This window comes from Streptococcus oralis (genome assembly GCF_026782235.1).
GTDB lineage: Bacteria > Bacillota > Bacilli > Lactobacillales > Streptococcaceae > Streptococcus > Streptococcus oralis_CC.
Genome location: NZ_JAKUWE010000005.1, coordinates 94,962 through 119,386 on the forward strand (window position 1 = coordinate 94,962; position 24,425 = coordinate 119,386).

Genomic DNA, 24,425 nt, shown 5'->3' on the forward strand with positions numbered 1-24,425 from the left:
CAGCCTTGAGGCTGGTCTTTATTTTTCGATAATTTTGTGTCCAATCAACTGGCGGTAACAAATCTGTTTATTGTTTTTGGCATCGTTAATAATCTGGAGAATGGTTTCAAAGGAAACGCGCCCGAGTTCTAAGCTATTGATATCCACATAGGCTGCCAAGTTCAGTTTAGGGTTGACCGAGTCAAAGCTGAGGACAGGGACATCCAGTTGGTGTTTTGCGATGTAATCACAGACCCCTGCAGCAAGAAGGCTATCAATAGTAATAATAGCATCAATATTTGGATCATGCTCGAAGAGAAGTTTACTAAAGCGATAACCATTATCTTCAAGAAATTCGGTCGCAAAGTAGGTCAGATTTGGATCAATAGGAAGTTGGTATCGTTTAAGAGCTAACTCATAACCCATTAGACGATCTTGTGTTACGAAAAGTTTTTTGGTTCCTCCGATGAAGGCAATTCGTTTGCATCCTTTTTTGATGAAATACTCTGTTGCATCAAAGCCAGCTTGTACATTGTCATTATCAACAAGAGGGATAAAGGGTGAAGTAGATTTTCCGAGAATTAGGAAAGGGAACTGCTCATCGGCTACTAGTTTGACCAGAGGGTCTTCTTCTTCAGCGTAGAGGAAAATCAAACCGTCAACACGCTTGCCATAAACCATCTGAGAAATCGCATTGAGACGTTCTTTCTCATCTTTTCCTGTTGCAATCTGAATAGCGTAGTGGTTTTCAGACGCGACTTGGGCAATCCCTCGTAGGACAGATGGGAAGAAAGGATTTTGGTAAAAGGCATCCGAGTCATCAGGAAGCACCAGGCCGATAACCTGAGTATAGCTACTTACCAAGCTACGAGCATTGAGGTTGGGATGGTAGTTGAGTTCCTTCATAGCCTTGCGAACTCGTTTTTTGGTTTCATCACTAATCGTTGATTTATTTTGAATGACGCGGGTAACAGTGGAAGGTGAGACACCTGCTGCCTTAGCCACATCTTTAATCGTCACGGGCATAAAAATCTCCTATTTATGATAATCTGGATCACGGAAATGTGTCTTGTAAAAAATAGTGACCAGATAAAGAACAAAAAGAATGTTTTGTACAGTGATAAGGGTTGACATATTTTGGCCAAAAAGTCCCAAAATAAGCGTAATCAGAGTGGGTAATCCTAAACAGTTCAAGATAAAATGGTAGCACTCTTTAAAGGTCCTAAATGAAAAGAGGCGTGATTTTTTGGTGATATAAAGGAGAAGACTAGCTCCAAGAGAGACAATGAAGAAATTCAATCCAAAGAGGAAGCTAGCACCAAGAACGAGAAAGAGACTGATATAGACCCGATTTTGTTGGTACCAATCTTTAGAAATGGCCTGGGTTAGATCTTCCTTACTCTGGAAACTCTCCGTTTGAATCGCGTGGTAGCGAATGCGAGTCAGTTCCTTACTTTCCTTGCTGATGACGAGTTCTTCCGTATCAAAATGAAGTTGCAAGTCCTTTGGAAATTCCTTGCTTTGGCTTGGACCAATTAAAAGAGAAGGCTGATGATTCTTCGTACCTGAGTAGTTCAGCTTTCCATCAACGATTTGTGTATTCTCTGACAAGTCCATGATGGCTTCATCTGTCAGCGGTGTATAAACATTATCGATAAAGGTATCCAGTGGATACGTTTCCTGTGAGCTGTTTTGAATGGCAATCGGAACCATAGACAAGCTGATGAGGAAAATGCTCGTAAAGAGAAGCTGAAACCAGTTGAGGCCGAAACGTTTTGATAGGGGCTTACGAAATCCCCAGATACTAGAGAAATACGAGAATGGATATGGAAGCATAGGCATCTTTCTAAAAGTGTTTTCTATATGAGTATTATTATATAGAGAAATGTGCTTTATTTCAAGTCTAGGAGATAAATTGCTTGTTGCAAGAATATTATTTACAGTAACAATTTCTAATACTCAATGAAAATCAAAGAGCAAACTAGGAAGCTAGTCGCAGGTTGCTCAAAGCACAGCTTTGAGGTTGGAGATAAAGCTGACGTGGTTTGAAGAGATTTTCGAAGAGTATAAAATGAAAAAGGGTGGCGGGGATAGATTATCCCTTGTCGCCACCACTTGTAAGTCCTGAAACAAAGTTCTTTTGTAGGAAGAAGAAGAGAATACAGATTGGAAGCGCGATGAGGATAGCACCTGCTGAGAAGTAGGCGATCTTCAAGTTTTTCACATTGCTGACAAAGGTCTGTAGACCAACGGCAACTGTAAAGTATTCTTTCTCACGAAGCAAGAAACTAGAGAGAATATAGTCTCCGAAAGGTCCCATGAAGGCCCAGAGGGCTTGTACCGCAACCATTGGGCGAACAAGAGGGAGAACGATTTGCCAGAAGCGGCGGAAGTGTCCTGCACCATCTAGTTTTGCTGATTCATCAAGAGACATTGGTACTGTGTCGAAGTAGCCTTTCATCAACCAAGCATTCATCGGGATACCGCCACCAACGTAGAGGAAGATGAGGAACCAGCTATGGTTAAGGGCGTTCAACATAAGTGCCATAACGAAGAAGGCTGTTAAAGCGGCCATGGTTGGCACCATTTGGATAATCAAGAAGAAGACCAAACTTTGCTTACGAGCCAAGAAGTTGTAACGGCTGTAAGCATAACCAGCAAGTACGATGATACTTGTTTGAACAACCATGGTAATCAAGGCAATAATCAAGGTATTGAGATACCAAGTGCCGTACAAGGTTTCAGTGAAGAGCCCTTGGAAGTTGGCAAAGCTAAAGTCGACGTTAGCATCTAGTTTAAAGGCTACGACATTACCAGACTTGAAGGCTGACATAATGGTGATCAAAAGTGGATAGATAATGACGATTGATAAGCCAATCAAGTAGAGGTAAGTGAGGGTTTGAGTCAGTCTACGTTTGAGTTTGATTGAGTTATTCATCTTAGACGTCCTCCATATCAAATGCGTGTAGTTTCTTGAATGCGATCATAGAGATAGAGATGACAATGATTGAGATAATCAAGGTAACAGCTGCCGCCATAGAGTATTGAGGAGATGTACCTGTTGTCAAACGATAAATCCATGAGATCAAGATATCGGTTGAACCGGCTCCACCACCAACGCTACCAGGACCTCCGCCGTTGAAGAGGTACATGATAGAGAAGTTGTTAAAGTTGAAGGTGTATTGGCTGATCAATGTTGGTGCTGCAACAGCCAAAATCATAGGGAAAGTGATGTTGCGGAATTTTTGCCAAGCATTGGCACCATCGATGTAAGCCGCTTCGTAGAGGTCGTTAGGAATAGACTGTAAGATACCCAAGGTCAAAACGTAGATGTATGGGAATCCTAGCCAACCCTGCATCATAATCAAGGCAATCTTAGTCCAAGTAGGATCTGTTTTCCAAGGGATAAGAGCTCCATCTAGGAAAGGAAGGACCTTAGACAAAAGAGGCAAGACTTGTGTGTTGATAGCACCAACACTATCATTAAACATATTTGAGAATGTCAAGATAGTGATGAAGGCTGGGACAGCCCAAGGAAGAAGGAAAATAACACCGAAAATACGTTTTCCTTTGATAAATGGTTGATTGGCAACGATTGCTGTAAAGATACCAATGACGATCTGCAAGGTAGAAGCAGCCAAGGCCCAAATAATGGTCCAAGAAAGAACAGAACCAAAGGCAGAACGGAAGGTACTCAAGCTCCAGATATTTGTGAAGTTCGTTAAACCAACCCAGTCCAACAATTTGTTTGGTGGCAAGTGTTGGAAGTCATAGTTTGTAAAGGCGATCATCAAGGTTACGATAACAGGAAAGATAATCGCAAAGGTCATCGCTACATACGATGGGATAATCAAAAGGTATGGGAAACCATTCTCATAAATACCTTTGATCATATCTTTAAAAGTACGTGGGACAGGAATTCCATTGTTAATACGTTTTGCGATTGTATGTGCATCTTTAATATTTGAGAAATAAAAGAGCACATAAACGACTACAAAGATTAAATGGAAGGCACCACGAATCAGCATAAAGAGGGAATTATCACGACCTGGCTTGTCACCAAGAGTGATCAAATTGTGCAATTCAGGGGCTGCAAGTGCTAGAAAATACAGAACAAATAAAACAGTAACACCAAGGAAGATAAAACCTTTGGCCTTTTGTTTATTGTAAATCTGTCCTAACCCAGGAATCACTGAAAGCAAGGCTGCTTTGCTAGGTTGTTGGTTTTCCATGAATACTCCTTTCATAGGATACGAGATTGAAGTTTGTCTCCAATCACTAGATAGGCAACTGCAATCATTCGTAAATTTATAAAATCAAAGGGGGATTTGTATTCTCCCCCCCTTGTAACGAATTCAATTATTCACCAAATTTTTGTTTGATTGTTTCTTTGATCAATGTTACAGCATCGTTAGCAGCTGTCTTAGCATCTTTTTTACCACTTACAGCGTCAAAGAGCATTGTTTTAGCTGGATCCCAAACAGCTGACATTTGAGAAATGTTTGGCATTGGTTGAGCGTTCTTGAACTGTTTGATAACAGCTGTTGTCAACTCATCGTTTTTACCTTCAGCGTATGAACGAGCTTCAGTGTTAGCTGGGATTTCGTTAGTTGCATCGTAGAATGCTTTTTGTTGTTCAGTTGAAACAAGGAAGTCTACAAATTTTTGTGCAGCTTCAAGGTTCTTAGTGCTTGATGGGATGATCCAAGCTTTACCACCACCGAATGGTGTGTATTCTTTACCATTTGGAAGAGTTGGAATAGTAGCAACACCGTAGTTTACTTTAGCATCTTTGAATGCTTGAGCTTTCCAAGGACCGTCGATGATAGCAGCTGTTTTACCTTCTTGGAATTGAGTTTGGATCAAGTTTGCAGCACCTTCAGTATCTTGCATCCCTTTAGGCCATTTTTCGTACCAAGATTTAGCGTAGTTGACACCAGTGATAGAACCGTCGTTTGCAAGACCGATGTCTTTAGCGTCTTTACCGTTTTGTCCGAATACGTAACCACCGTTACCAGCAAGAAGTCCGTATGCGTAGTAGAAGTTTGTCCAGTCAGCTAGGAATGCAGTAGTTTTGCCATCTTCACCAGCGAAAGCGTATTTGCTGTCTTTAGCAAGTTCTTCTAATTCAGCAAAAGTTTTTGGAGCTTCTTTTAGCAAGTCTTTGTTGTAGTACATAACAAGTGACTCAATAACGGCAGGAGCACCGTAAACTTTACCGTCAGCAGCTGTTACAAGAGATTTAGTCTTATCATCTGTTTTAGCGCCGTCGCTCAAAGTAACTTCTGAAAGTTGTCCGTCAGTACCAAGGCTACCTACGCGGTCGTATGGTGCCATCATAACGTCAGCAGCTTGACCTGATTGGTTGTCAAGAGAAAGTTTGTCAAGTCCACCAAGTTGGTCACCTGATTTGATGTTAACTTTTGTACCTGATTCTTTTTCATAAGCTGCAGCAACTTTTTCAGCGTAGGCTTTGTATTGGTCTTCAACGTAGAAAGTGATTTCTTTTGCTTCAGATGAGCTAGCATCAGCTGCTTTATCAGCAGTTTTGCTTCCGCAAGCTACCAAAAGTAAGCTAGCAAGAGTAGCAGTTCCGAGCACAGCAGCGCTCTTCATGAATTTAGATGACATAGTGTATTCCTCCTAAAGAATAACAGTATAATTTATTTAGAAAACGCAAACGTTTTCTTTTATGAGCCTAGTATAGCACAAATAGAAAACGGTTGCAAGCTTTTTTAAAAAGTTTTTTAAAAAAATTTTAAGGTTTCAAACATTTGTTAAAGCCTTTATATAGGAAAGAACTTAAAATGTTTGTTTTTCTTGAATGGAAAATATATTAGGGAAACGATTGCGTAAATTTTGCTCGATTTTTCAGAAAATAGAGCAGATATTGGGAATAAATTATCTTAAATCAGAAAATCTTTAAAATTTTTTTCGCTTATTTCATAAAATATCAGTGGGAACAAGTTTTGTTTGATTAAAATAATTCAAAAAAATTTTTTAAAAACGCTTGCATTTGTCTTTGAAATACGCTATACTTAATTCAACGCAAACGTTTGCGCCTTGATTGCGCAACGTTTTATAACAAACACATGAGGTGCTATTATGAAAAAACGTCAAAGTGGTGTGTTGATGCACATCTCTTCTCTACCAGGAGCATACGGGATTGGATCATTTGGTCAGACTGCCTATGATTTCGTTGATTTCTTGGTTCGTACGAAGCAACGTTACTGGCAAATCCTCCCTCTTGGGACAACAAGCTATGGAGATTCTCCATATCAATCATTCTCAGCCTTTGCTGGAAATACGCATTTTATCGACCTTGATATCTTGGTAAAGCAAGGCTTGCTCGAAGCTAGTGACCTTGAAGGTGTTGACTTTGGTAGCGATGCATCTGAAGTTGACTATGCGAAGATTTATTACGCACGTCGTCCACTTTTAGAAAAAGCAGTTAAACGCTTCTTGAAAGTGGGTGATGTCAAAGATTTTGAGAAGTTTGCTCAAGACAACCAATCATGGCTCGAACTCTTCACAGAGTATATGGCTATCAAAGAGCATTTTGACAATCTTGCTTGGACAGAATGGCCAGATGCAGACGCTCGTGCGCGTAAAGCTTCAGCACTTGAAAGCTACCGTGAGAAATTGGCAGACAAGTTGGTTTACCACCGTGTGACTCAATACTTCTTCTTCCAACAATGGTTGAAATTGAAAGCCTACGCTAACGATAACCACATCGAGATTGTTGGAGACATGCCAATTTACGTCGCAGAAGATTCAAGCGACATGTGGGCAAATCCACATCTCTTCAAGACAGATGCCAGCGGCAAGGCGACTTGCATCGCAGGATGTCCGCCAGATGAGTTTTCTGCAACTGGTCAACTTTGGGGGAACCCAATCTATGACTGGGAAGCAATGGATAAAGACGGTTACAAATGGTGGGTTGAACGCTTGCGTGAAAGCTTCAAAATCTACGATATTGTTCGTATCGACCATTTCCGCGGTTTCGAATCTTACTGGGAAATTCCTGCTGGTTCCGATACAGCAGCACCTGGTAAATGGGTGAAAGGTCCAGGCTACAAGCTTTTTGCAGCTGTTAAGGAAGAGCTTGGTGAGCTAAACATCATCGCGGAAGACCTTGGTTTCATGACAGATGAAGTCATCGAGTTGCGTGAACGCACTGGCTTCCCAGGAATGAAGATTCTTCAATTCGCCTTCAACCCAGAAGACGAAAGTATCGATAGCCCACACTTGGCACCTGCCAACTCTGTTATGTACACAGGAACACACGATAACAATACAGTTCTTGGTTGGTATCGTAATGAGATTGATGATCCAACTCGTGAATACATGGCTCGTTACACGAACCGTAAAGAGTATGAAACAGTGCCACACGCAATGCTTCGCACAGTATTTTCATCTGTTAGCTTCATGGCTATTGCAACCATGCAAGACTTGCTAGAACTAGATGAGTCAGCTCGTATGAACTTCCCATCTACTCTTGGTGGAAACTGGTCATGGCGTATGACAGCAGATCAACTCACACCAGCTGTTGAAGAAACTTTGCTTGACTTGACTACAATTTATCGCCGAATCAATGAAAATTTGGTAGAATTAAAGAAATAAGACAATATCAGGAGACACATAAACATGTTCCCATTAAATGAATTTGTACAAAAACGTTACAATAAAACCATTGCAGAATGTAGCAATGAAGAGCTTTACCTTGCTCTTCTCAACTACAGCAAGCTTGCTAGCAGCCAAAAGCCAGTCAACACTGGTAAGAAAAAGGTTTACTACATCTCAGCTGAGTTCTTGATCGGTAAACTCTTGTCAAACAACTTGATTAACCTCGGTCTTTACGACGATGTGAAAAAAGAACTTGCAGCTGCAGGTAAAGAGTTGATCGAAATCGAAGAAGTAGAATTGGAACCATCACTTGGTAACGGTGGTTTGGGACGTTTGGCAGCCTGCTTTATCGACTCAATCGCTACACTTGGTTTGAATGGTGATGGTGTTGGTTTGAACTACCACTTCGGTCTTTTCCAACAAGTTCTTAAAAACAACCAACAAGAAACGATTCCTAATGCTTGGTTGACAGAGCAAAACTGGTTGGTTCGCTCAAGCCGTAGCTACCAAGTGCCATTTGCACACTTTACATTGACATCTACTCTTTACGATATCGATGTACCTGGTTACAAGACAGCTACTAAAAACCGCTTGCGTTTGTTTGACTTGGATTCAGTTGATTCTTCTATCATCGAAGATGGTATCAACTTTGATAAGACTGATATCGCTCGCAACTTGACTCTCTTCCTTTACCCAGACGACAGCGACAAGCAAGGTGAATTGCTCCGTATCTTCCAACAATACTTCATGGTTTCAAACGGTGCGCAATTGATCATTGATGAAGCGATCGAAAAAGGAAGCAACTTGCATGACCTTGCGGACTACGCAGTAGTACAAATCAACGATACTCACCCATCAATGGTGATCCCTGAATTGATCCGTCTCTTGACTGCGCGTGGTATCGAACTTGACGAAGCAATCTCAATCGTTCGTAGCATGACTGCCTACACTAACCACACAATCCTTGCTGAAGCCCTTGAAAAATGGCCTCTTGAATTCTTGCAAGAAGTGGTTCCTCACTTGGTACCAATCATCAAAGAATTGGACCGTCGTGTGAAAGCAGAATACAAAGACCCAGCTGTTCAAATCATCGATGAGAGCGGACGTGTTCATATGGCTCACATGGATATCCACTATGGATATAGCGTAAACGGGGTTGCAGCTCTTCACACTGAAATCTTGAAGAACTCAGAGTTGAAAGCTTTCTACGACATCTACCCAGAAAAATTCAACAACAAAACAAACGGTATCACATTCCGTCGTTGGCTCATGCATGCCAACCCAAGACTGTCTCACTACTTGGATGAGATTATTGGACATGGTTGGCACCATGAAGCAGATGAGCTTGAAAAACTCTTGTCATACGAAGACAAGGCTGCTGTTAAAGAAAAATTGGAAAGCATCAAAGCTCACAACAAACGTAAATTGGCTCGTCACTTGAAAGATCACCAAGGTGTGGAAATCAATACAAACTCTATCTTTGATATCCAAATTAAACGTCTTCACGAGTACAAACGCCAACAAATGAACGCTTTGTATGTCATCCACAAATACCTTGATATCAAGGCTGGTAACATTCCTGCTCGTCCAATCACAGTCTTCTTTGGCGGTAAAGCAGCTCCTGCCTACACAATCGCCCAAGACATCATTCACTTGATCCTTTGCTTGTCAGAAGTGATTGCAAATGATCCAGAAGTAGCTCCACACTTGCAAGTGGTTATGGTTGAAAACTACAACGTTACTGCAGCAAGCTTCCTTATCCCGGCATGTGATATCTCAGAACAAATCTCACTTGCTTCTAAAGAAGCTTCAGGTACTGGTAACATGAAATTCATGTTGAACGGAGCTTTGACTCTTGGTACTATGGACGGAGCTAACGTGGAAATCGCTGAGTTGGTTGGCGACGAAAATATCTACATCTTCGGTGAAGATTCAGAAACTGTTATCGACCTTTACGCAAAAGCAGCTTACAAATCAAGCGAATTCTACGCTCGTAAAGCTATCAAACCATTAGTTGACTTCATCGTGAGTGACGCTGTTCTTGCAGTAGGCAAGAAAGAACGCTTGGAACGTCTTTACAACGAATTGATCAACAAAGACTGGTTCATGACTCTCCTTGACTTGGAAGACTACATCAAAGTCAAAGAGCAAATGCTTGCTGACTACGAAGATCGTGACGCATGGTTGGATAAAGTCATCGTTAACATTTCTAAAGCAGGATTCTTCTCATCTGACCGTACAATCGCTCAGTACAACGAAGATATCTGGCACTTGAACTAAGATACATTGCATCAGATTATAAAAAGCGCATCTAAAAAGATGCGTTTTTTTATGAAATAAAGTAGAGGCTTTAATAGAATATTCTCCATACCGTTAAAACGCTAGCACAACAGAGGAGAAACAGGTATACTATTGTTAATTAGACCGAATCGGATAAAGAAGAGGGGATTTATGATGAAAAAACTAGCACTAACAGTGGTACTTTTGGGAATAGCACTATTGACACTAACTGGTTGCTTTACAAAAAGTAGTCGAAGATTTATCGAAGGAAAGGCTGCAGAGTTAAGCGAGGTTTATCCAACGGAGAATCTGGAAGATTTGTTTGAAAAGTTTCCGGATGGGTTTGGTATTTTTAGCGACGATATTTATGATTATAAAGAAGGGAAAGGCTATTTTTACCAATCTATTGAACTAAAGGGTGATGCTGAGAATAAAGTGGTTAGAGGAACTTTTAAGGAGAAAAAAGTCAGCATAGATGAGAATAAAAAACGAACGGAAGAAGTACTTTATGAAGGTGGAGTGGTTTATAAGGATGGAATGATTCAATTGACGGAGCCTCAGGCAAATGCGACGATAAGGAATCCTAAACTATTGCTCCAAGAATTTACGATTAATAGAAATACTCTGTCGAAATTAAAAATGGGTGGAAAAAGCTACAGTGTTGAAACAGGGAGCGCAGATATTGACTATACTCTATCGGATCCGATTTTAAACAACTACATGGGAGTTGAGCAGAATAAAGAACTAAAAATGGTGATTTATATCATGCATGAAACCATTGAAAATAGGGCCTATAGCTATACTTTAGAAATTCAAGACGGGCAAAATACACATGCGGAGATTATCAGTGGAGATAAAATAAATGACAAATAATGTTTATAAAGTTCTAGACGGGACGAATCCAACACTTGATGCTTCGGATTTGTCTTATGAGTTTGAGAAAGCCAGAATCAAGGGAGCGACTGATGATAATGTTGTAGATAGATATTATAAAACCGAGAAGAAAATTAAGCCTTTGAATTTTGAGTACGTGTCTAGCTTTCGTGATCCTGTGACAGGGACGAGTGGGGTTGCCTTTAAAGATGAGACAAGTGGAAAAACTATCATTGCTTACACAGGTACCAACCCTGATAGTGACTTGGTAAATGACGCTGTCTTGACAGATGGGCTCGGTATTGGTGTTGGGACGGGTCACCATTATAGCTCAGCTTATCAGTTTTACGAGGATGTTCTTAAAAAGAACAACTTAGATCCAGAAGACGTTATCTTGACAGGTCACTCACTGGGTGGGAATGTTGCTCAGCGTGTCGCTCTGAAATACAATGTCCCTAAAACCATTGTCTACAACGCTGCGCCTCTCTATATCCCTGCTAGCCTGAGTATTTTTTCTGCTAAAAATATAGCAGCGATAGAGAGTGACAAGGCTAGTTTTACAGGAAGCGTCACACGTATTACGACAGAGAAAGACCCTTTGAATAATTTGATGACTGCTTAGATTGAATCAGAACCTTAAAATTGGTATAATGAAGTAACTATCTTGGATTCTGAGAGGAGGAGCAATCCATGTTTAAAAAAATTGCAATGATGATGTTAGTAGGAGGGCTTGGAATAATGGTGTTAGCTGGATGTAGTGGGAAGAGTAGCCGAAGATTTATCGAGGGAAAGGCTGCAGAATTAAGCAAGATCTATCCGACGGAGAATCTGGAAGACTTGTTTAATAAGTTTCCGGATGGGTTTCAGATCCGTATAACAGATATTAGTGAGGATAGTGAAGACTCTCCTTCAATTAGTTATCAGGTAGTTTTAAATGGAATTTCTGAGACCAAAGAAATAAAAGGAGAAATTACCAAAAAGAGTTCAGTAAAAAACTCAGATGGAAAGATAGAAAAAGAGGTATTATATCAGGGAGCAGTATACTATAGAGATGGTAGTCTTCACTTATCAGATGACACTGGCTCTAACAATAAAGAAAAGGGTGACTTAAAACATACCCGTCTTTTAATGCAGGAGTTTCCTATTTCTAGGTCTAGTTTAAAAGAGCTACAAGTGGTTCGGAAAGGCCATAGCCTTGAGACAGGTTCTGCCAGCATCACCTATAAACTAAAAAATAAACAAGTAAATGATTATTTGAGTTTAGAAAAAGATACTGAAATAAATATGGACATTAATATTCCTGAATCAACGATATCGGGTAAGAATTACGGGTACTCTATCATTTTTAGAAATGATAATCTTTATCATGCTGAAGGCATTGTAGGGAAATTAGAGGGGGATTAGTAATGAGCGATTATAGAGAATACACAGTGCTAGATGGGACTAATCCAACACTTGATGCTTCGGATTTGTCCTATGAATTTGAAAAGGCCAGAATTAATGGGGCGACAGATAAAAATATTGAAGAAAGATATTATTTCGAAGAAAAGAAAATCAAGCCTTTGAATTTTGAGTACGTGTCTAGCTTTCGTGATCCTGTGACAGGGATGAGGGGGTTGCCTTTAAAGATGAGACAAGTGGAAAGACCATTATTGCTTTTACAGGGACCAACCCTGATAGTGACTTGGTAAATGACGCTGTCTTGACAGATGGGCTCGGTATTGGTGTTGGGACGGGTCACCATTATAGCTCAGCTTATCAGTTTTACGAGGATGTTCTTAAAAAGAACAACTTGAATCCAGAAGACGTTATCTTGACGGGTCACTCATTGGGTGGGAATGTTGCTCAGCGTGTCGCTCTGAAATACAATGTCCCTAAAACCATTGTCTACAACGCTGCTCCCCTCTATGTCCCTGCAGGTGCTGGCTTGGGGAATGGTCTGATTGGCAATCCCTTAGTAGCACTCGCTACTGCCCAAAATATAGCAAAGATAGAAAGTGATAAGGCTCAGTTTACAGGGAGTGTCACACGTATTACAACAGAGAAAGACCCTTTGAATAATTTGATGACTGCTTAGATTGAATCAGAGCCTTAAAATTGGTATAATGAAGTAATTATCTTGAATCCTGAGAAGGAGGAGTAATCCATGTTTAAAAAAATTGCAATGATGATGTTAGTAGGAGGACTTGGAATGATGGTGTTAGGTGGATGTAGTAGTAAGAGTAGCCGAAGATTTATCGAGGGGAAGGCTGCAGAATTAAGTAAGGTCTACCCAACGGAGAATCTGGAAGACTTGTTTGAAAAGTTTCCGGATGGGTTTCAGATTCGTATAACAGATATTAGTGAGGATAGTGAAGACTCTCCTTCAATTAGTTATCAGGTAGTTTTAAATGGAATTTCTGAGACAAAAGAAATAAAAGGAGAAATTATCAAAGAAAGCTCATTCGAGAATTCAGATGGGAAAATTGAAGAAGAAACATTATATAAAGGAAATGTCTACTACAAAGATGGCAGTCTTCATTTGTCAGAAGGAGGCTCTTCTAATAATAAAGAGAAAGGTGATTTAAAACACTCCCGTCTTTTAATGCAGGAATTTCCTATTTCGAGGTCGAGTTTAAAAGGCCTAGAAGTCGTTCGGAAAGGTTATAGCCTTGAGACAGGTTCTGCCAGTATCACCTATAAGCTAAAAAATGAACAAGTAAATGATTATTTAGGTTTAGAAAATGATGCCCAACTTAATATGATTATTAATATTCCTGAAACAGCGGTATCAGGAAAAAACTACAGCTACTCCATAATTTTTAGAAAAGATAATCTTTATCATACAGAAGGTATCGTAGGGAAATTAGAGGGAAATTAGTCATGAGCGATAGCAAAGAATATACAGTTCTAGACGGGACGAATCCAACACTGGATGCTTCGGATTTGTCTTATGAATTTGAAAAGGCCAGAATTAATGGTGCGAGTGATAAGAACGTTAAAAAGCTCTATTTTGACGAAGAAAAGAAAATCAAGCCTTTGAATTTCACATATGTATCCAGCTTTCGTGATCCTGATACAGGGACGAGCGGGGTTGCCTTTAAAGATGAGACAAGTGGAAAAACTATCATTGCTTATACAGGGACAAACCCTGATAGTGACTTGGTGAATGACGCGGTCTTGACAGATGGGCTCGGTATTGGGGTTGGGACGGGTCACCATTATAGCTCGGCTTATCAGTTCTATGAGGATGTTCTTACAAAGAACAACTTGGATCCAGAAGACGTTATCTTGACAGGTCACTCACTGGGTGGAAATGTTGCTCAGCGTGTCGCTCTGAAATACAATGCCCCTAAAACCGTTGTCTATAACGCTGCTCCCCTCTATGTCCCTGCAGGTGCCGGCTTGGGGAATGGTCTGATTGGCAATCCCTTAGTAGCACTCGCTACTGCCAAAAATATAGCAGAGATAGAAAGTGATAAGGAACAGTTTACAGGGAGTGTCACACGTATTACAACAGAGAAAGACCCTTTGAATAATTGGTCGGATCGGTTTGGCGGAGTTTATGTGGGAGAGGAGTATGTCATCCCCCATTCAGGTGGTCACTTAATGGGGGATTTACGCGCAGTCAGTGGCGATATCCAGAAGATTGAGCAGTCTACGATTGCCATAGAGAGCGTTGAAAGAAGTACACAAGCCAAATTAAAAGGCATTCAAAGTAAGAAAGAACGCTTCAAAGTCAATGATATCGGTGCAGGTTCTCCAAATGGTTTGTCCAAGGCAGAGCTCATCGCACTGGACTCAGAGCAGGCGCTGGTTGTTGCTAGCGGATTGTCGACTGCTTCTAATGCAACGGTTGATTTGATAGCTGCAAAAGGGACGAGTGCAGTTGAGCGAGCCCTTAAATTGTATAGTAGCCTTGGTGATGTACCGTTTGGTTTTCTCCTATCTTCTGATGAAGTCAGAGCAACCTACAATGAATGTGGCGTCAACTATGGAAGCGTTGTTGAAGCGGTGGACAGTCATTGCACATCCGTCAAATCAAATGCAAATAAGATTGCGACATCCTTTGTAGACTTGGAGGCAAAGATTAAGTCAGGGGTTGAACAAATCGTTCAAAAAGATAAAGAATTACAAGGATTAATTGCTCATGGATAAGTGGAGTGAGATTAGGGCTAAGCTAGTGGATGCCCAAGAAGAACTCTATCAGATTGGAGATCAATACCGACAGTCAAAGGATGATTTGGATACCAAGTGGAGCTTTTTGAATGATTTTCATAAGGGATTAAATCAAAAATTTGATGAAAAACATTCCCTTGTGTTAGCAGCCTATTCAAAAATGCCGGATGCGACTGAGGATATGCTTAATGCTGCGGTGGAAGCTATAAATCGATATAGGATGGTGAATGAAGAGGAGTTTAGAACTCGGAGACGTGAGCTGGAAAGAAAATATGACGATTTAGAAGATAGCTATAAGAAAAAGTGTCGAAAACAAGAGGCAGTCATTGAGCAACTTTCTAGTGAACTAAAAGCATGTCAGACAGATGAAAAATAGGAGGAAGAAGGATGGGGTTATTTGAAGATGTCGGTACTGGAATTTATGATTTTGCTTCAGATACAATGGACAACATCGGTAATGGAGTCTCTGAACTGAATGATATGGCTAGAAGCCAGATTCCAGGTGTGAGAGAAGTAGAGGATGCTATACACGGGGCTTATGATTGGGGGATGGATCAGTTACGCTCTTTTGAAGCCTATAGCGAGATTGAGAAGAGATTAGAAAGATCACTTATCAGAACCTTGTATGTTCCAGCTAAAAAACGGGCGGTAACTCGTGTTATTAAAGAGTTTGACACAGGCGTTCAAAAAGTCGGCCAAAAGGCAAAGACTACGATTGATTCCGTTAATAATCAAATCGATGCGGAAATAAAAGGAGAGTTTTCAAACGCCATTCAAGATACAGTTAGTAAAGAAAATCTCAAGTGGGAGAAATTGGTTTAAAGCGAAGATGAGAATAGTTGCTCACTATTTTTTACAAAAATTAAATCCGCACCTCGATCAGGGGTGTGGGTTTTTGTCTTATCAGAAAGTTTTATTTACAGTGCTTTCCCAACTAAAATCTCTGCTTCGATAGTGATCTCTGTCAGTTGGCTCCAGTCAATCTTGGTTTGGTCGACGTGAAAGAGTAAGGGTGTCATAGTAAGCAGGGCTTGGCGTTGCTCAGCCGAGATAGGTGTTGTTAAGGAAGCTATTTGGCTAGATTGGATGCTGAAATATTCCTGGAAATGTTCTTTGATATCTTGGTTGGAATAGTCCTTCTTTGTCAGCTGGTCCTGCACTATTTGACGGATTTCTTTGAGGTGATTTTCAGTCGGGATGACCTTGATCAAAATACCGTCTTTGGATAGAACGCGGCGAAATTCTCCATAGTTGGCAGGTGAGAAGATATCAAGTAGGATATCCATGCTTGCGTCTTTTATAGGAAGGCGAGCCAGGTCACCGACGAACCAATTGACTTCCCAGTTGGGTTCGCTCTTGGCAGCGATTTGAACCGAATCTTTGGAGATGTCAAAGGCGTAGAAGGTTTTTTCAGGATGACTTTCTTGGAGTTTGCGAGAGTAGAATCCTTCGCCACAACCGATATCCAAGATAGTTTTGGCAGTTTCTAGTCTTGCAAGCAGGTCAGAGATGGTTTCTAAGATAGTCTGATAAAAGCCAGCCTCTAGGATTTCTTGGCGGTTCTGGAAGTTTTCCTTGTCGTAGTTGGCAGATTGCTTGATTTGCGGAGCCAGATTGACATAGCCGAATTTTGCCAAGTCAAAAGAATGGCGGTTGCTACACTTGAGACTAGTTTTGATCAAGGTCAGATTTTCTTGACAGATGGGGCAGGCAAAGGCGCTAGCAGCAGCAAAACGCTGGAGTTTGGGTTTGAGGTTTGTATTCATACTAGTAGTGTAACAAAAGAGAATCTATATAGCAAACAATCTGACGATTTTGGATTTCTTTAATTGCGCTAGTTTATCAAATTTATTTATTTCCATCGACTTGATTGGTTAGTAAAGTTTTCAATTCAGGACAATATTTACTTGCCTCAAATTCAATGATATCATATTGGGCAATCTTATTTTTGTAGAATGGGTCTTGCCTAATGATTTCTTGAACAACTTCTTTATTCTCAGCTTGCATAAGGATAATTCCTCCAGTTCTTGGATTTTTTCTACCAGATGCAATAAACAAGCCTTCTGCATAATAATGGTTCAGAAAATTTATGTGTTCTTGTAAATGTTTTTCAACTACCTCAAGTGGCTCAATATAGGTAAGATTTATAATAAACATAAATAACTCCTTTAAAATAAATGATAAAAAGATTATAATACTTTATAAATAAGTTGTATAGTAGGCACATTTTTGTAAGGAGAAAAAATGTTAACAAATAAAAATTGGAACTGTAGTATGTCTCGGGTTCTAGATGTTGTTGGTGGAAAATGGAGGATGAATATATTATGGGTTATAAACAAGAATAAGAAAGTCCGCTTCAATCAATTGAGAAGAGAAGTTGAAGGGATTACAACTATCAGTCTAACACGTGGACTAGATGTTTTAATAGAGAACCAATTGGTTGAGAAATTTGATTTTGAGACTATGCCACTCCATACAGAATATCAGCTAACAGAAAAAGGTAAATCACTGATGCCGATTTTAAAGGACTTAAATCAATGGGGAAAAGAATGGCTGTAATAACTTTTTAGCTGGGGAGTGACCTTACATAATTCTAGGGAAAAGTATATAAGAAAACCACGAAGTTCATACGAAACTTCGTGGTTTTACTTTCTTAATAAGTCAAAACAAAGTATTTTTTCTTCCCGCGGCGGATAACAGTTAGTTCGTTTTCTAACTTATCTGCATCACTCAAGACATAGTCAAGGTCTTGGATGCGGTCGCCGTTGACGTAAATAGCTCCGTTTTGGACGTCTTCACGGGCTTGGCGTTTTGAGTTCACCACACCAGAAGATACGAGGAGTTCCACGATATTGTGGTTTTCGTCTGCTTGTACTTGGTAGTTTGGCACTCCACGGAGTCCTTGTTTAAGTTCTTTAACAGAAAGGTTTTTGATGTTTCCTGCAAAGAGTTGCTCAGTGATGTTAAGGGCTTCTTTGTAGGCTTCTTCTCCGTGAACAAGAGTTACGACTTCACGAGCTAAGACTTTTTGAGCCAAGCGTTCGTGTGGCGCTGCTTCAAATTGTTTTCGGATGTCTTCAATTTCATCCAGTGATAAGAAGGTAAAAATCTTCAAGAAGCGAACAGCGTCAGCATCCATGACGTTCATCCAGAATTGGTACATTTCGTATGGAGAAGTCTTTTCAGGATTGAGCCAGACTGCATTTCCTTCAGATTTACCAAATTTCTTACCAGTTGCATCTGTGATGAGTGGCACTGTGATAACGTGACCAGTCTTATCAGCCTTACGACGAAGCAATTCGGTACCAGCTGTCATATTTCCCCACTGGTCAGAACCACCGATTTGTAGTGTTACGTTGTGCTCTTGGTTAAGGACGTAGAAGTCATATCCTTGCATGATTTGGTAAGCGAACTCAGTGTAAGAAATCCCTGTCTCGATCCGTTTTTTCACAGACTCCTTGCTCATCATGTAGTTGACAGTGAAGTATTTTCCGACGTCACGGAGGAAGTCAATGAAGCTGATGCTGCCAAACCAGTCGTAGTTGTTGACCATGACAGCTTTATTTTCACCATTTTCAAAGTCAAGAAAACGAGAAAGTTGTCCTTGGATAGACTTGACCCAGCCCTCTACTGTGTCTTTTGTTTGGAGACTACGTTCAGCATCTTTGAAGGACGGATCTCCGATGAGACCTGTAGCACCGCCAACGAGCGCATAAGGTTTGTGACCTGCTAGTTGCAAACGACGACTTGTCAAGATTGCGACAAGGTGACCGAGGTGAAGGCTGTCAGCAGTTGGATCGTAGCCAGTATAATAAGAAACTTGACCTTCTTCTAGGGCTTTACGCAAAGCTTCTTCATCAGTCGTTTGAAAAATCAAACCACGCTCTTTTAGCTCATCAAAAATGTGCATGTGTCTTTTCTCCTTTATAAAATATTGTTTCTACCTATTGTATCACAAACTTGATTAATAGCCTAGTGGAATAGGGAAGAAAGTGGCTATTTTATTGAAAGTTTTCCTTTTATGGTATAATAGAGAAAGCGAGGACATTCATGAAAGAAAGAATTAATGAATTAAAAACAAAAATGCTGCATTTTTTCCAGCAGCTAACTGCTAAATGGAAACAAAGACAAGCAGATAAGAAAATCGATAAAAAGGCGACCTTTTCTGACAAAGTTAGAAGGGCAGGATCTAATTTTGCTAGGGTTTTGAGTGGGTTTAAAATAGTCTTTAACACTCTCTTTATCCTAGGTTTTATCGGTGGACTGTTTGGTGCTGGGGTGGCTATGGGTTATGGAGTTGCCCTATTTGACAAGGCCCAGGTCCCTCAAGCAGAAGAGTTGGTCAAGCAAGTGAAGGATATTGCCTCTATCTCAGAAATCACTTATTCTGACGGCAGTACCATTGCCTCGATCGAGGGCGATTTGTTGCGCACTTCAGTCGCTTCTGATGCTATTTCGGATAATCTTAAAAAGGCTATCATTGCGACAGAAGACGAGAATTTCAACGAGCACAAGGGAGTCGTGCCTAAGGCCGTTATTCGTGCGACCCTGGGAACTTTTGTTGGTCTGGGGTCATCCAGTGGTGGTTCGACCTTGACCCAGCAGGTTATCAAGCAGCAAGTGGTGGGAGATGCTCCCACTCTAGCTCGTAAGGCCAAAGAAATCATTGATGCTCTAGCTTTAGAGCGAGCTATGGGTAAGGATGAGATTTTAACAACCTACCTTAACATTGCTCCTTTTGGTCGCAATCATAAAGGCCAAAATATTGCAGGTGCCCAACAGGCTGCAGAAGGGATCTTTGGGGTTAAGGCTTCGGATTTAACGGTCCCTCAAGCAGCCTTTATCGCAGGATTGCCACAGAGCCCAATTAGTTACTCCCCTTATGAATCTGATGGTAGTATGAAGAGCGAGGAGGATTTGGCTCTGGGGGTCAAACGGGCTAGAGATGTTCTCTATAATATGTACCGGACAGGGGCTCTAAGTCAGGAAGATTACGACAAGTACAAAGATTATGATTTTAAGAAAGACTTCTTACCATCTGGTAGTGTCAGTGGTACTTCGCGTGACTATCTCTACTTCGCAACCTTGGCAGAAGCCACTGATCGGATGTATGACTACCTGATTCAGAGAGATAATGTTTCTGCACAAGAGCAAAAGAATGAATCCATCCAGAAAGCTTATCGTGATTTAGCGACTAAGGAAATTGAAAATGGTGGATATAAGATTACGACGACTATTAATAAAAATGTTCATGCTGCGATGCAAAATGCGGTGGCAACCTACGGCTATCTGCTAGATGATTCGACAGGCCAGCCTGAGGTGGGGAATGTCCTCATGGACAACCAAACGGGAGCTATTCTTGGATTTGTCGGTGGTCGCAATTATCAAAAAAATCAGAATAACCACGCTATCGACACAAAACGTTCTCCTGCTTCGACTACTAAGCCGATATTGGCTTACAGTATTGCCATTGACCAAGGTCTGATGGGAAGTGCAAGTATCTTATCAAACTATCCAACCAACTTTTCAAACGGCAATCCTATCATGTATGTCAATAGTCCTGGTACGGGCATGATGACGTTAGGGGAGGCCCTTAACTACTCGTGGAATATCCCAGCCTACTGGACTTATCGTACACTTCGAGAGAAGGGTGTTGATGTTAAAGGCTATATGGAAAAAATGGGTTACGAAATCCCAGAATATGGTATTGAGAGTTTACCGATGGGCGGAGGAATTGACGTTACAGTTGCTCAGCATACTAACGGATATCAGACTCTGGCCAACAACGGAGTTTACCATAAGAAACATATGATTGCGAAGATCGAGTCAACAGATGGTCGAGTGGTTTATGAACATAAAGATAAACCTGTCCAAGTTTACTCAAAAGCGACAGCGACCATCATGCAAAGTTTGCTTCGCGATGTCATTTCATCTCGGATTACCTCAAGTTTCCAGACAGACTTGGCTACCATCAATCCAAGCCTCGCTAGCGCCGACTGGATTGGAAAAACTGGTACAACCAATGAAGATGAAAATATGTGGCTTATGCTTTCTACGCCACGCTTGACTCTAGGGGGCTGGTTAGGACACGATGACAACCGCCCGCTAGCCAAAGGGGCGGGCCACTACCGCAATGCCAACTATATGGCCCACTTGGTTAATGCTATTCAACAAGCAAAACCTGGAATTTGGGGGAATGAGCGCTTTAATCTTGACTCAAGTGTGACCAAGTCACAAGTTCTCAAATCGACAGGGGAGAAACCGGGCAGGGTTTCAATTAATGGCAAAGAAGTTAACGTTTCCGGTTCTACCGTAGCAAGTTACTGGGCTACTAAAGAAGGGGCGCCAGTAACCACCTACCGCTTCGCTATTGGAGGAAGCGATGCAGATTATCAGAATGCTTGGAAGAATATTCTAGGAAGCATTCCTGCAGTAACTCCTCCAAGCTCAAGTGGCAGTTCGGGAACAACAAGTTCGAGTGGAAATACTCAGAGTGGCTCTTCAGGACGTTCACGTCTATTTAATCGTTAAGATAGAGTAGCAGCAAGGTTAGTAATTTCCCCTTGTTGCTACTTTTTTCTTTGTTAGTTTCGTGTTACAATAGGAGTATGAATCATTATCAGAAAAAGATTGTTAAGGGAACACTATACTCGCTACTCTCAGGCCTAATCTGGGGGATTTGCGGGATTTTAGGAGAGTATTTTTTCACTCATTATCCAGTATCGTCAGGTTGGATTACCTCTATGCGGTTGCTGGTGGCGGGGAGTTTGGTTTTAGGTCTATCTGCCTTTCAGTTGCGTAGCAGCTTGTTGGACATCTGGCGTGATAAGAAAAATTATCTACCTTTTTTAGCCTATGCTATTCTAGGTATTTTTTCTGTGCAGTTTTTCTTCTATCTCTGCGTTGAGTATTCCAATGCGACGACGGCGACCATTTTGCAATTTATCAGCCCTGTTTTTATCCTGTTTTACAATCGCCTCGTTTACCAGAAGAAGGCTTCGATTACAGCTGTTTTCTATGTTTTGATTGCCATGCTAGGTGTTTTTTTGATGGCTACAAAAGGGGATTTATCTCAGTTGTCCATGACACCTTTGGCTCTAGTGACAGGCTTGCTCAGTGCAGTAGGCGTCATGTTTAATGTCATCTTGCCTCAACGTTTTGCACGGCGCTACGGTTTCGTTCCAACTGTTGGTTGGGGGATGATTCTGGCAGGACTCTTTAGTAATTTCCTTTATCCTATTTATCAGATAAGTTTTCAAGTGGATTTGGTAAGTGTGCTGATTTGTCTGACGATTGCCGTGTTTGGGACTGCTTTTGCCTTCTTCCTATCTATGAAGGCTGTGTCACTCGTTTCCCCGCTGGTTGTATCGGTGGTGAGTGCTAGCGAACCTCTTTCTTCAGCATTATTAAGTGTTCTTTTTCTAGGATTGGTCATGGATGGTTTTTTGGCCTTAGATATGGTGTTGATTATCGTTCCGATGATTTTCTTATCTGTGGAAGAAGCAAAACAAGCCAAGTAAAGATGCTTATTTGATAGTTGAGGCTTCAAATTTGAAGCCTTTTTTGGTAGAATAGGTATCATTATAACGAACCAGGAGGCGCCTATGACTGCTACAAAAATGAACGCTCAAGAAATTATCCAATTTATCGCCAATGCTGAAAAGAAAACCAGTGTCAAAGTAACCTTTGAAGGGCAACTCGCAACGGCTGTGCCAAGCTCTGTTGTCAAACTAGGAAATGTCCTATTCGGAGACTGGAAGGACGTCGCTCCGCTTCTCGAAGGTTTGGTAGAAAATCAAGATTATGTTGTCGAGCAAGATGCTCGTAATTCTGCAGTTCCTTTGCTAGATAAACGTGCGATTAACGCTCGTATCGAGCCCGGTGCTATTATCCGTGACCAAGTTGAAATTGGTGACAATGCTGTTATCATGATGGGAGCTGTTATCAATATCGGTGCTGAAATCGGTGCTGGAACCATGATTGACATGGGTGCTATCCTTGGTGGCCGTGCTATCGTTGGAAAAAACAGTCACGTTGGTGCAGGTGCAGTCTTGGCGGGTGTGATTGAGCCAGCTAGTGCTGAACCAGTCCGTGTCGGAGACAATGTTCTTATCGGTGCCAATGCAGTGGTGATCGAAGGGGTCCAAATCGGTAGTGGTTCAGTTGTCGCGGCAGGAGCTATCGTTACTCAAGATGTTCCAGAAAATGTGGTTGTAGCAGGTGTTCCGGCTCGTATCATCAAAGAAATTGATGCCCAAACCCAACAAAAAACAGCGCTTGAGGATGCGCTTCGTACCTTGTAATTGTAAAAGTAAAAAAGAGGCGGAACCCTTTTTCCAGCCTCTTTCTTCTATCAAAAGGAGGATCGATAGATGTTAGATTTGATTCAGATTAGACGAGATTTACACCAGATTCCAGAGATTGGCTTGGAGGAATTTAAGACTCAGGCTTATTTGCTGGATATGATTGAAAAATTGACTACGGGCAAGGATTTTATTCAGATTCGTACTTGGCGGACAGGGATTTTGGTCTACCTGCAGGGAAGTCAGCCGGAACGAACCATTGGTTGGCGAACAGACATTGATGGCCTGCCTATCGTCGAACAAACAGGTCTACCTTTTGCTTCTCGGCACCAAGGTCGCATGCATGCCTGTGGCCATGATTTTCATATGACCATTGCCTTGGGCTGTCTCGAACGCGCACTTGAGGAGCAACCCAAGAACAATCTGCTCTTCCTATTTCAGCCTGCTGAGGAGAATGAAGCCGGTGGTATGCTCATGTATGAGGGTGGTGCTTTTGGGGACTGGTTGCCAGACCAGTTTTATGGTCTCCATGTTCGTCCGGATTTGAAGGTTGGTCAGATTGCGACCAATACCCATACGCTCTTTGCAGGGACCTGTGAGGTGAAGATTCATTTCAAAGGAAAAGGGGGACATGCAGCTTTTCCACATGAAGCTAATGACGCCTTGGTAGCGGCTAGTTACTTTGTGACCCAGGTGCAGTCAGTTGTCAGCCGCAATGTCAACCCAATCGAGGGAGCGGTGGTGACCTTTGGCGTTTTTCAGGCTGGAACAACCAACAATGTCATCACAGATACAGCATTTTTACACGGAACCATTCGCGCCTTGACTCAGGACATGAGTCTCTTGGTACAAAAAAGGGTCAAGACAGTTGCAGAAGGAGTTGCAGCAGCCTTTGATATGGAAGTCGAAGTAGAACTCAAGCAAGGAGGCTACCTACCTGTTGAGAACAATCCAGCCTTGGCGCGTGAACTGATGGTCTTTTTTGAAGAGAAAGAGGGAATCGAGTTGATTGATATCGAGCCTGCTATGACTGGTGAGGATTTTGGCTATCTCCTTTCGAAGGTAGATGGCGTTATGTTCTGGCTAGGTATCGACAGTCCCTACGCCCTTCATCACCCTCAGATGAGTCCTAAGGAAGAAGCCTTAGCCGTTGGGGTGGAAGCAGTATCTAGTTTCCTGAAAAAGAAGGCGGCGGAGTAGAGGAAT

The 24,425-nt window shown here is 41.5% G+C and carries 21 protein-coding genes and 2 pseudogenes; 15 read left to right on the forward strand and 8 right to left on the reverse strand.

The genetic code is table 11. The features are described from left to right. Window positions 1-18: 18 nt before the first annotated feature. The 5 genes from MK396_RS08510 to MK396_RS08530 all read right to left on the reverse strand — a co-directional run bounded on the left by MK396_RS08510 (window position 19) and on the right by MK396_RS08530 (window position 5,610). A complete protein-coding gene (locus MK396_RS08510; protein WP_268724281.1) occupies window positions 19-1,005 on the reverse strand; it encodes a LacI family DNA-binding transcriptional regulator in 987 nt (328 codons plus the stop codon). 9 nt (window positions 1,006-1,014) lie between these two features. Beyond that, entirely contained in the window at window positions 1,015-1,815 is an 801-nt protein-coding gene (locus MK396_RS08515) for a DUF1189 domain-containing protein (protein WP_268724282.1), read from the reverse strand. A 259-nt stretch (window positions 1,816-2,074) separates the two neighbouring features. Then, entirely contained in the window at window positions 2,075-2,917 is an 843-nt protein-coding gene (locus tag MK396_RS08520) for a sugar ABC transporter permease (protein WP_084881636.1), read from the reverse strand. Window position 2,918: 1 nt separating this feature from the next. After that, window positions 2,919-4,211: a carbohydrate ABC transporter permease gene (locus MK396_RS08525; RefSeq protein WP_268724283.1), complete on the reverse strand. Its 1,293-nt coding sequence runs from the start codon at window positions 4,209-4,211 to the stop codon at window positions 2,919-2,921. 127 nt (window positions 4,212-4,338) lie between these two features. Further along, window positions 4,339-5,610, reverse strand: coding sequence for an extracellular solute-binding protein (locus MK396_RS08530; RefSeq protein WP_049478390.1), 1,272 nt, complete (start codon window positions 5,608-5,610; stop codon window positions 4,339-4,341). Window positions 5,611-6,084: 474 nt separating this feature from the next. Here MK396_RS08530 and malQ point away from each other — a divergent pair, with 474 nt between their 5' ends. From malQ to MK396_RS08585, 10 genes and pseudogenes are all read left to right on the forward strand, one after another. Next, a complete protein-coding gene (gene malQ / locus MK396_RS08535) occupies window positions 6,085-7,602 on the forward strand; it encodes a 4-alpha-glucanotransferase (RefSeq protein WP_268724284.1) in 1,518 nt (505 codons plus the stop codon). Window positions 7,603-7,626: 24 nt separating this feature from the next. After that, entirely contained in the window at window positions 7,627-9,885 is a 2,259-nt protein-coding gene (glgP, locus tag MK396_RS08540; RefSeq protein ID WP_268724285.1) for a glycogen/starch/alpha-glucan family phosphorylase, read from the forward strand. Window positions 9,886-10,056: 171 nt separating this feature from the next. Next, entirely contained in the window at window positions 10,057-10,758 is a 702-nt protein-coding gene (locus MK396_RS08545) for a hypothetical protein (protein ID WP_268724286.1), read from the forward strand. Next, window positions 10,748-11,368, forward strand: a pseudogene (locus tag MK396_RS08550) (hypothetical protein); the annotation flags it as partial. The gene MK396_RS08545 and the pseudogene MK396_RS08550, both read left to right, overlap by 11 nt. Window positions 11,369-11,448: 80 nt before the next feature. Then, the gene (locus MK396_RS08555) at window positions 11,449-12,162 is read left to right on the forward strand and encodes a hypothetical protein (RefSeq protein WP_268724288.1); all 714 of its coding nucleotides are present in this window, start codon (window positions 11,449-11,451) and stop codon (window positions 12,160-12,162) included. Between the two features lie 2 nt (window positions 12,163-12,164). Further along, window positions 12,165-12,823: pseudogene (locus MK396_RS10040) on the forward strand (hypothetical protein); the annotation flags it as partial. Window positions 12,824-12,904: 81 nt separating this feature from the next. Then, a complete protein-coding gene (locus tag MK396_RS08570; protein WP_268724291.1) occupies window positions 12,905-13,618 on the forward strand; it encodes a hypothetical protein in 714 nt (237 codons plus the stop codon). 2 nt (window positions 13,619-13,620) lie between these two features. Next, on the forward strand, window positions 13,621-14,895 hold the full coding sequence (locus MK396_RS08575) for a hypothetical protein (RefSeq protein WP_268724292.1): 1,275 nt from the start codon (window positions 13,621-13,623) through the stop codon (window positions 14,893-14,895). Continuing rightward, complete coding sequence (locus MK396_RS08580; RefSeq protein ID WP_268724293.1) at window positions 14,888-15,292, forward strand: hypothetical protein; 405 nt, start codon at window positions 14,888-14,890, stop codon at window positions 15,290-15,292. Before MK396_RS08575 ends, MK396_RS08580 begins: the two co-directional genes overlap by 8 nt. An 11-nt stretch (window positions 15,293-15,303) precedes the next feature. Beyond that, window positions 15,304-15,738: a hypothetical protein gene (locus tag MK396_RS08585; RefSeq protein ID WP_268724294.1), complete on the forward strand. Its 435-nt coding sequence runs from the start codon at window positions 15,304-15,306 to the stop codon at window positions 15,736-15,738. Window positions 15,739-15,833: 95 nt separating this feature from the next. On the opposite strand, the gene MK396_RS08590 is transcribed toward MK396_RS08585, so the two are convergent. Together MK396_RS08590 and MK396_RS08595 are read right to left on the reverse strand one after the other, a co-directional pair. Beyond that, window positions 15,834-16,682: a putative RNA methyltransferase gene (locus MK396_RS08590; RefSeq protein WP_268724295.1), complete on the reverse strand. Its 849-nt coding sequence runs from the start codon at window positions 16,680-16,682 to the stop codon at window positions 15,834-15,836. Between the two features lie 82 nt (window positions 16,683-16,764). Next, window positions 16,765-17,073 (reverse strand): YciI family protein, encoded by a 309-nt coding sequence (locus MK396_RS08595; protein WP_268724296.1) that lies wholly within the window; start codon window positions 17,071-17,073, stop codon window positions 16,765-16,767. A gap of 87 nt (window positions 17,074-17,160) precedes the next feature. On the opposite strand from MK396_RS08595, the gene MK396_RS08600 reads away from it, so the two are divergent. Then, entirely contained in the window at window positions 17,161-17,475 is a 315-nt protein-coding gene (locus tag MK396_RS08600) for a winged helix-turn-helix transcriptional regulator (RefSeq protein WP_000957135.1), read from the forward strand. A gap of 94 nt (window positions 17,476-17,569) precedes the next feature. On the opposite strand, the gene tyrS is transcribed toward MK396_RS08600, so the two are convergent. Further along, entirely contained in the window at window positions 17,570-18,826 is a 1,257-nt protein-coding gene (gene tyrS / locus MK396_RS08605; protein WP_000546907.1) for a tyrosine--tRNA ligase, read from the reverse strand. A gap of 140 nt (window positions 18,827-18,966) precedes the next feature. Between tyrS and pbp1b the strand changes: the two genes are divergently transcribed. The 4 genes from pbp1b (at window position 18,967) to MK396_RS08625 (ending at window position 24,419) form a co-directional block, all read left to right on the forward strand. After that, window positions 18,967-21,447 carry a penicillin-binding protein PBP1B gene (gene pbp1b, locus MK396_RS08610; RefSeq protein ID WP_268724297.1) on the forward strand — a complete coding sequence of 827 codons (2,481 nt, stop codon included), beginning with the start codon at window positions 18,967-18,969 and terminating at the stop codon, window positions 21,445-21,447. A 77-nt stretch (window positions 21,448-21,524) separates the two neighbouring features. Next, on the forward strand, window positions 21,525-22,436 hold the full coding sequence (locus MK396_RS08615; protein ID WP_268724298.1) for a DMT family transporter: 912 nt from the start codon (window positions 21,525-21,527) through the stop codon (window positions 22,434-22,436). An 84-nt stretch (window positions 22,437-22,520) separates the two neighbouring features. After that, window positions 22,521-23,219 (forward strand): 2,3,4,5-tetrahydropyridine-2,6-dicarboxylate N-acetyltransferase, encoded by a 699-nt coding sequence (dapD, locus tag MK396_RS08620; RefSeq protein WP_000127466.1) that lies wholly within the window; start codon window positions 22,521-22,523, stop codon window positions 23,217-23,219. A gap of 69 nt (window positions 23,220-23,288) precedes the next feature. Continuing rightward, a complete protein-coding gene (locus tag MK396_RS08625) occupies window positions 23,289-24,419 on the forward strand; it encodes an N-acetyldiaminopimelate deacetylase (protein WP_268724299.1) in 1,131 nt (376 codons plus the stop codon). The last annotated feature ends 6 nt before the right edge of the window (window positions 24,420-24,425 follow it).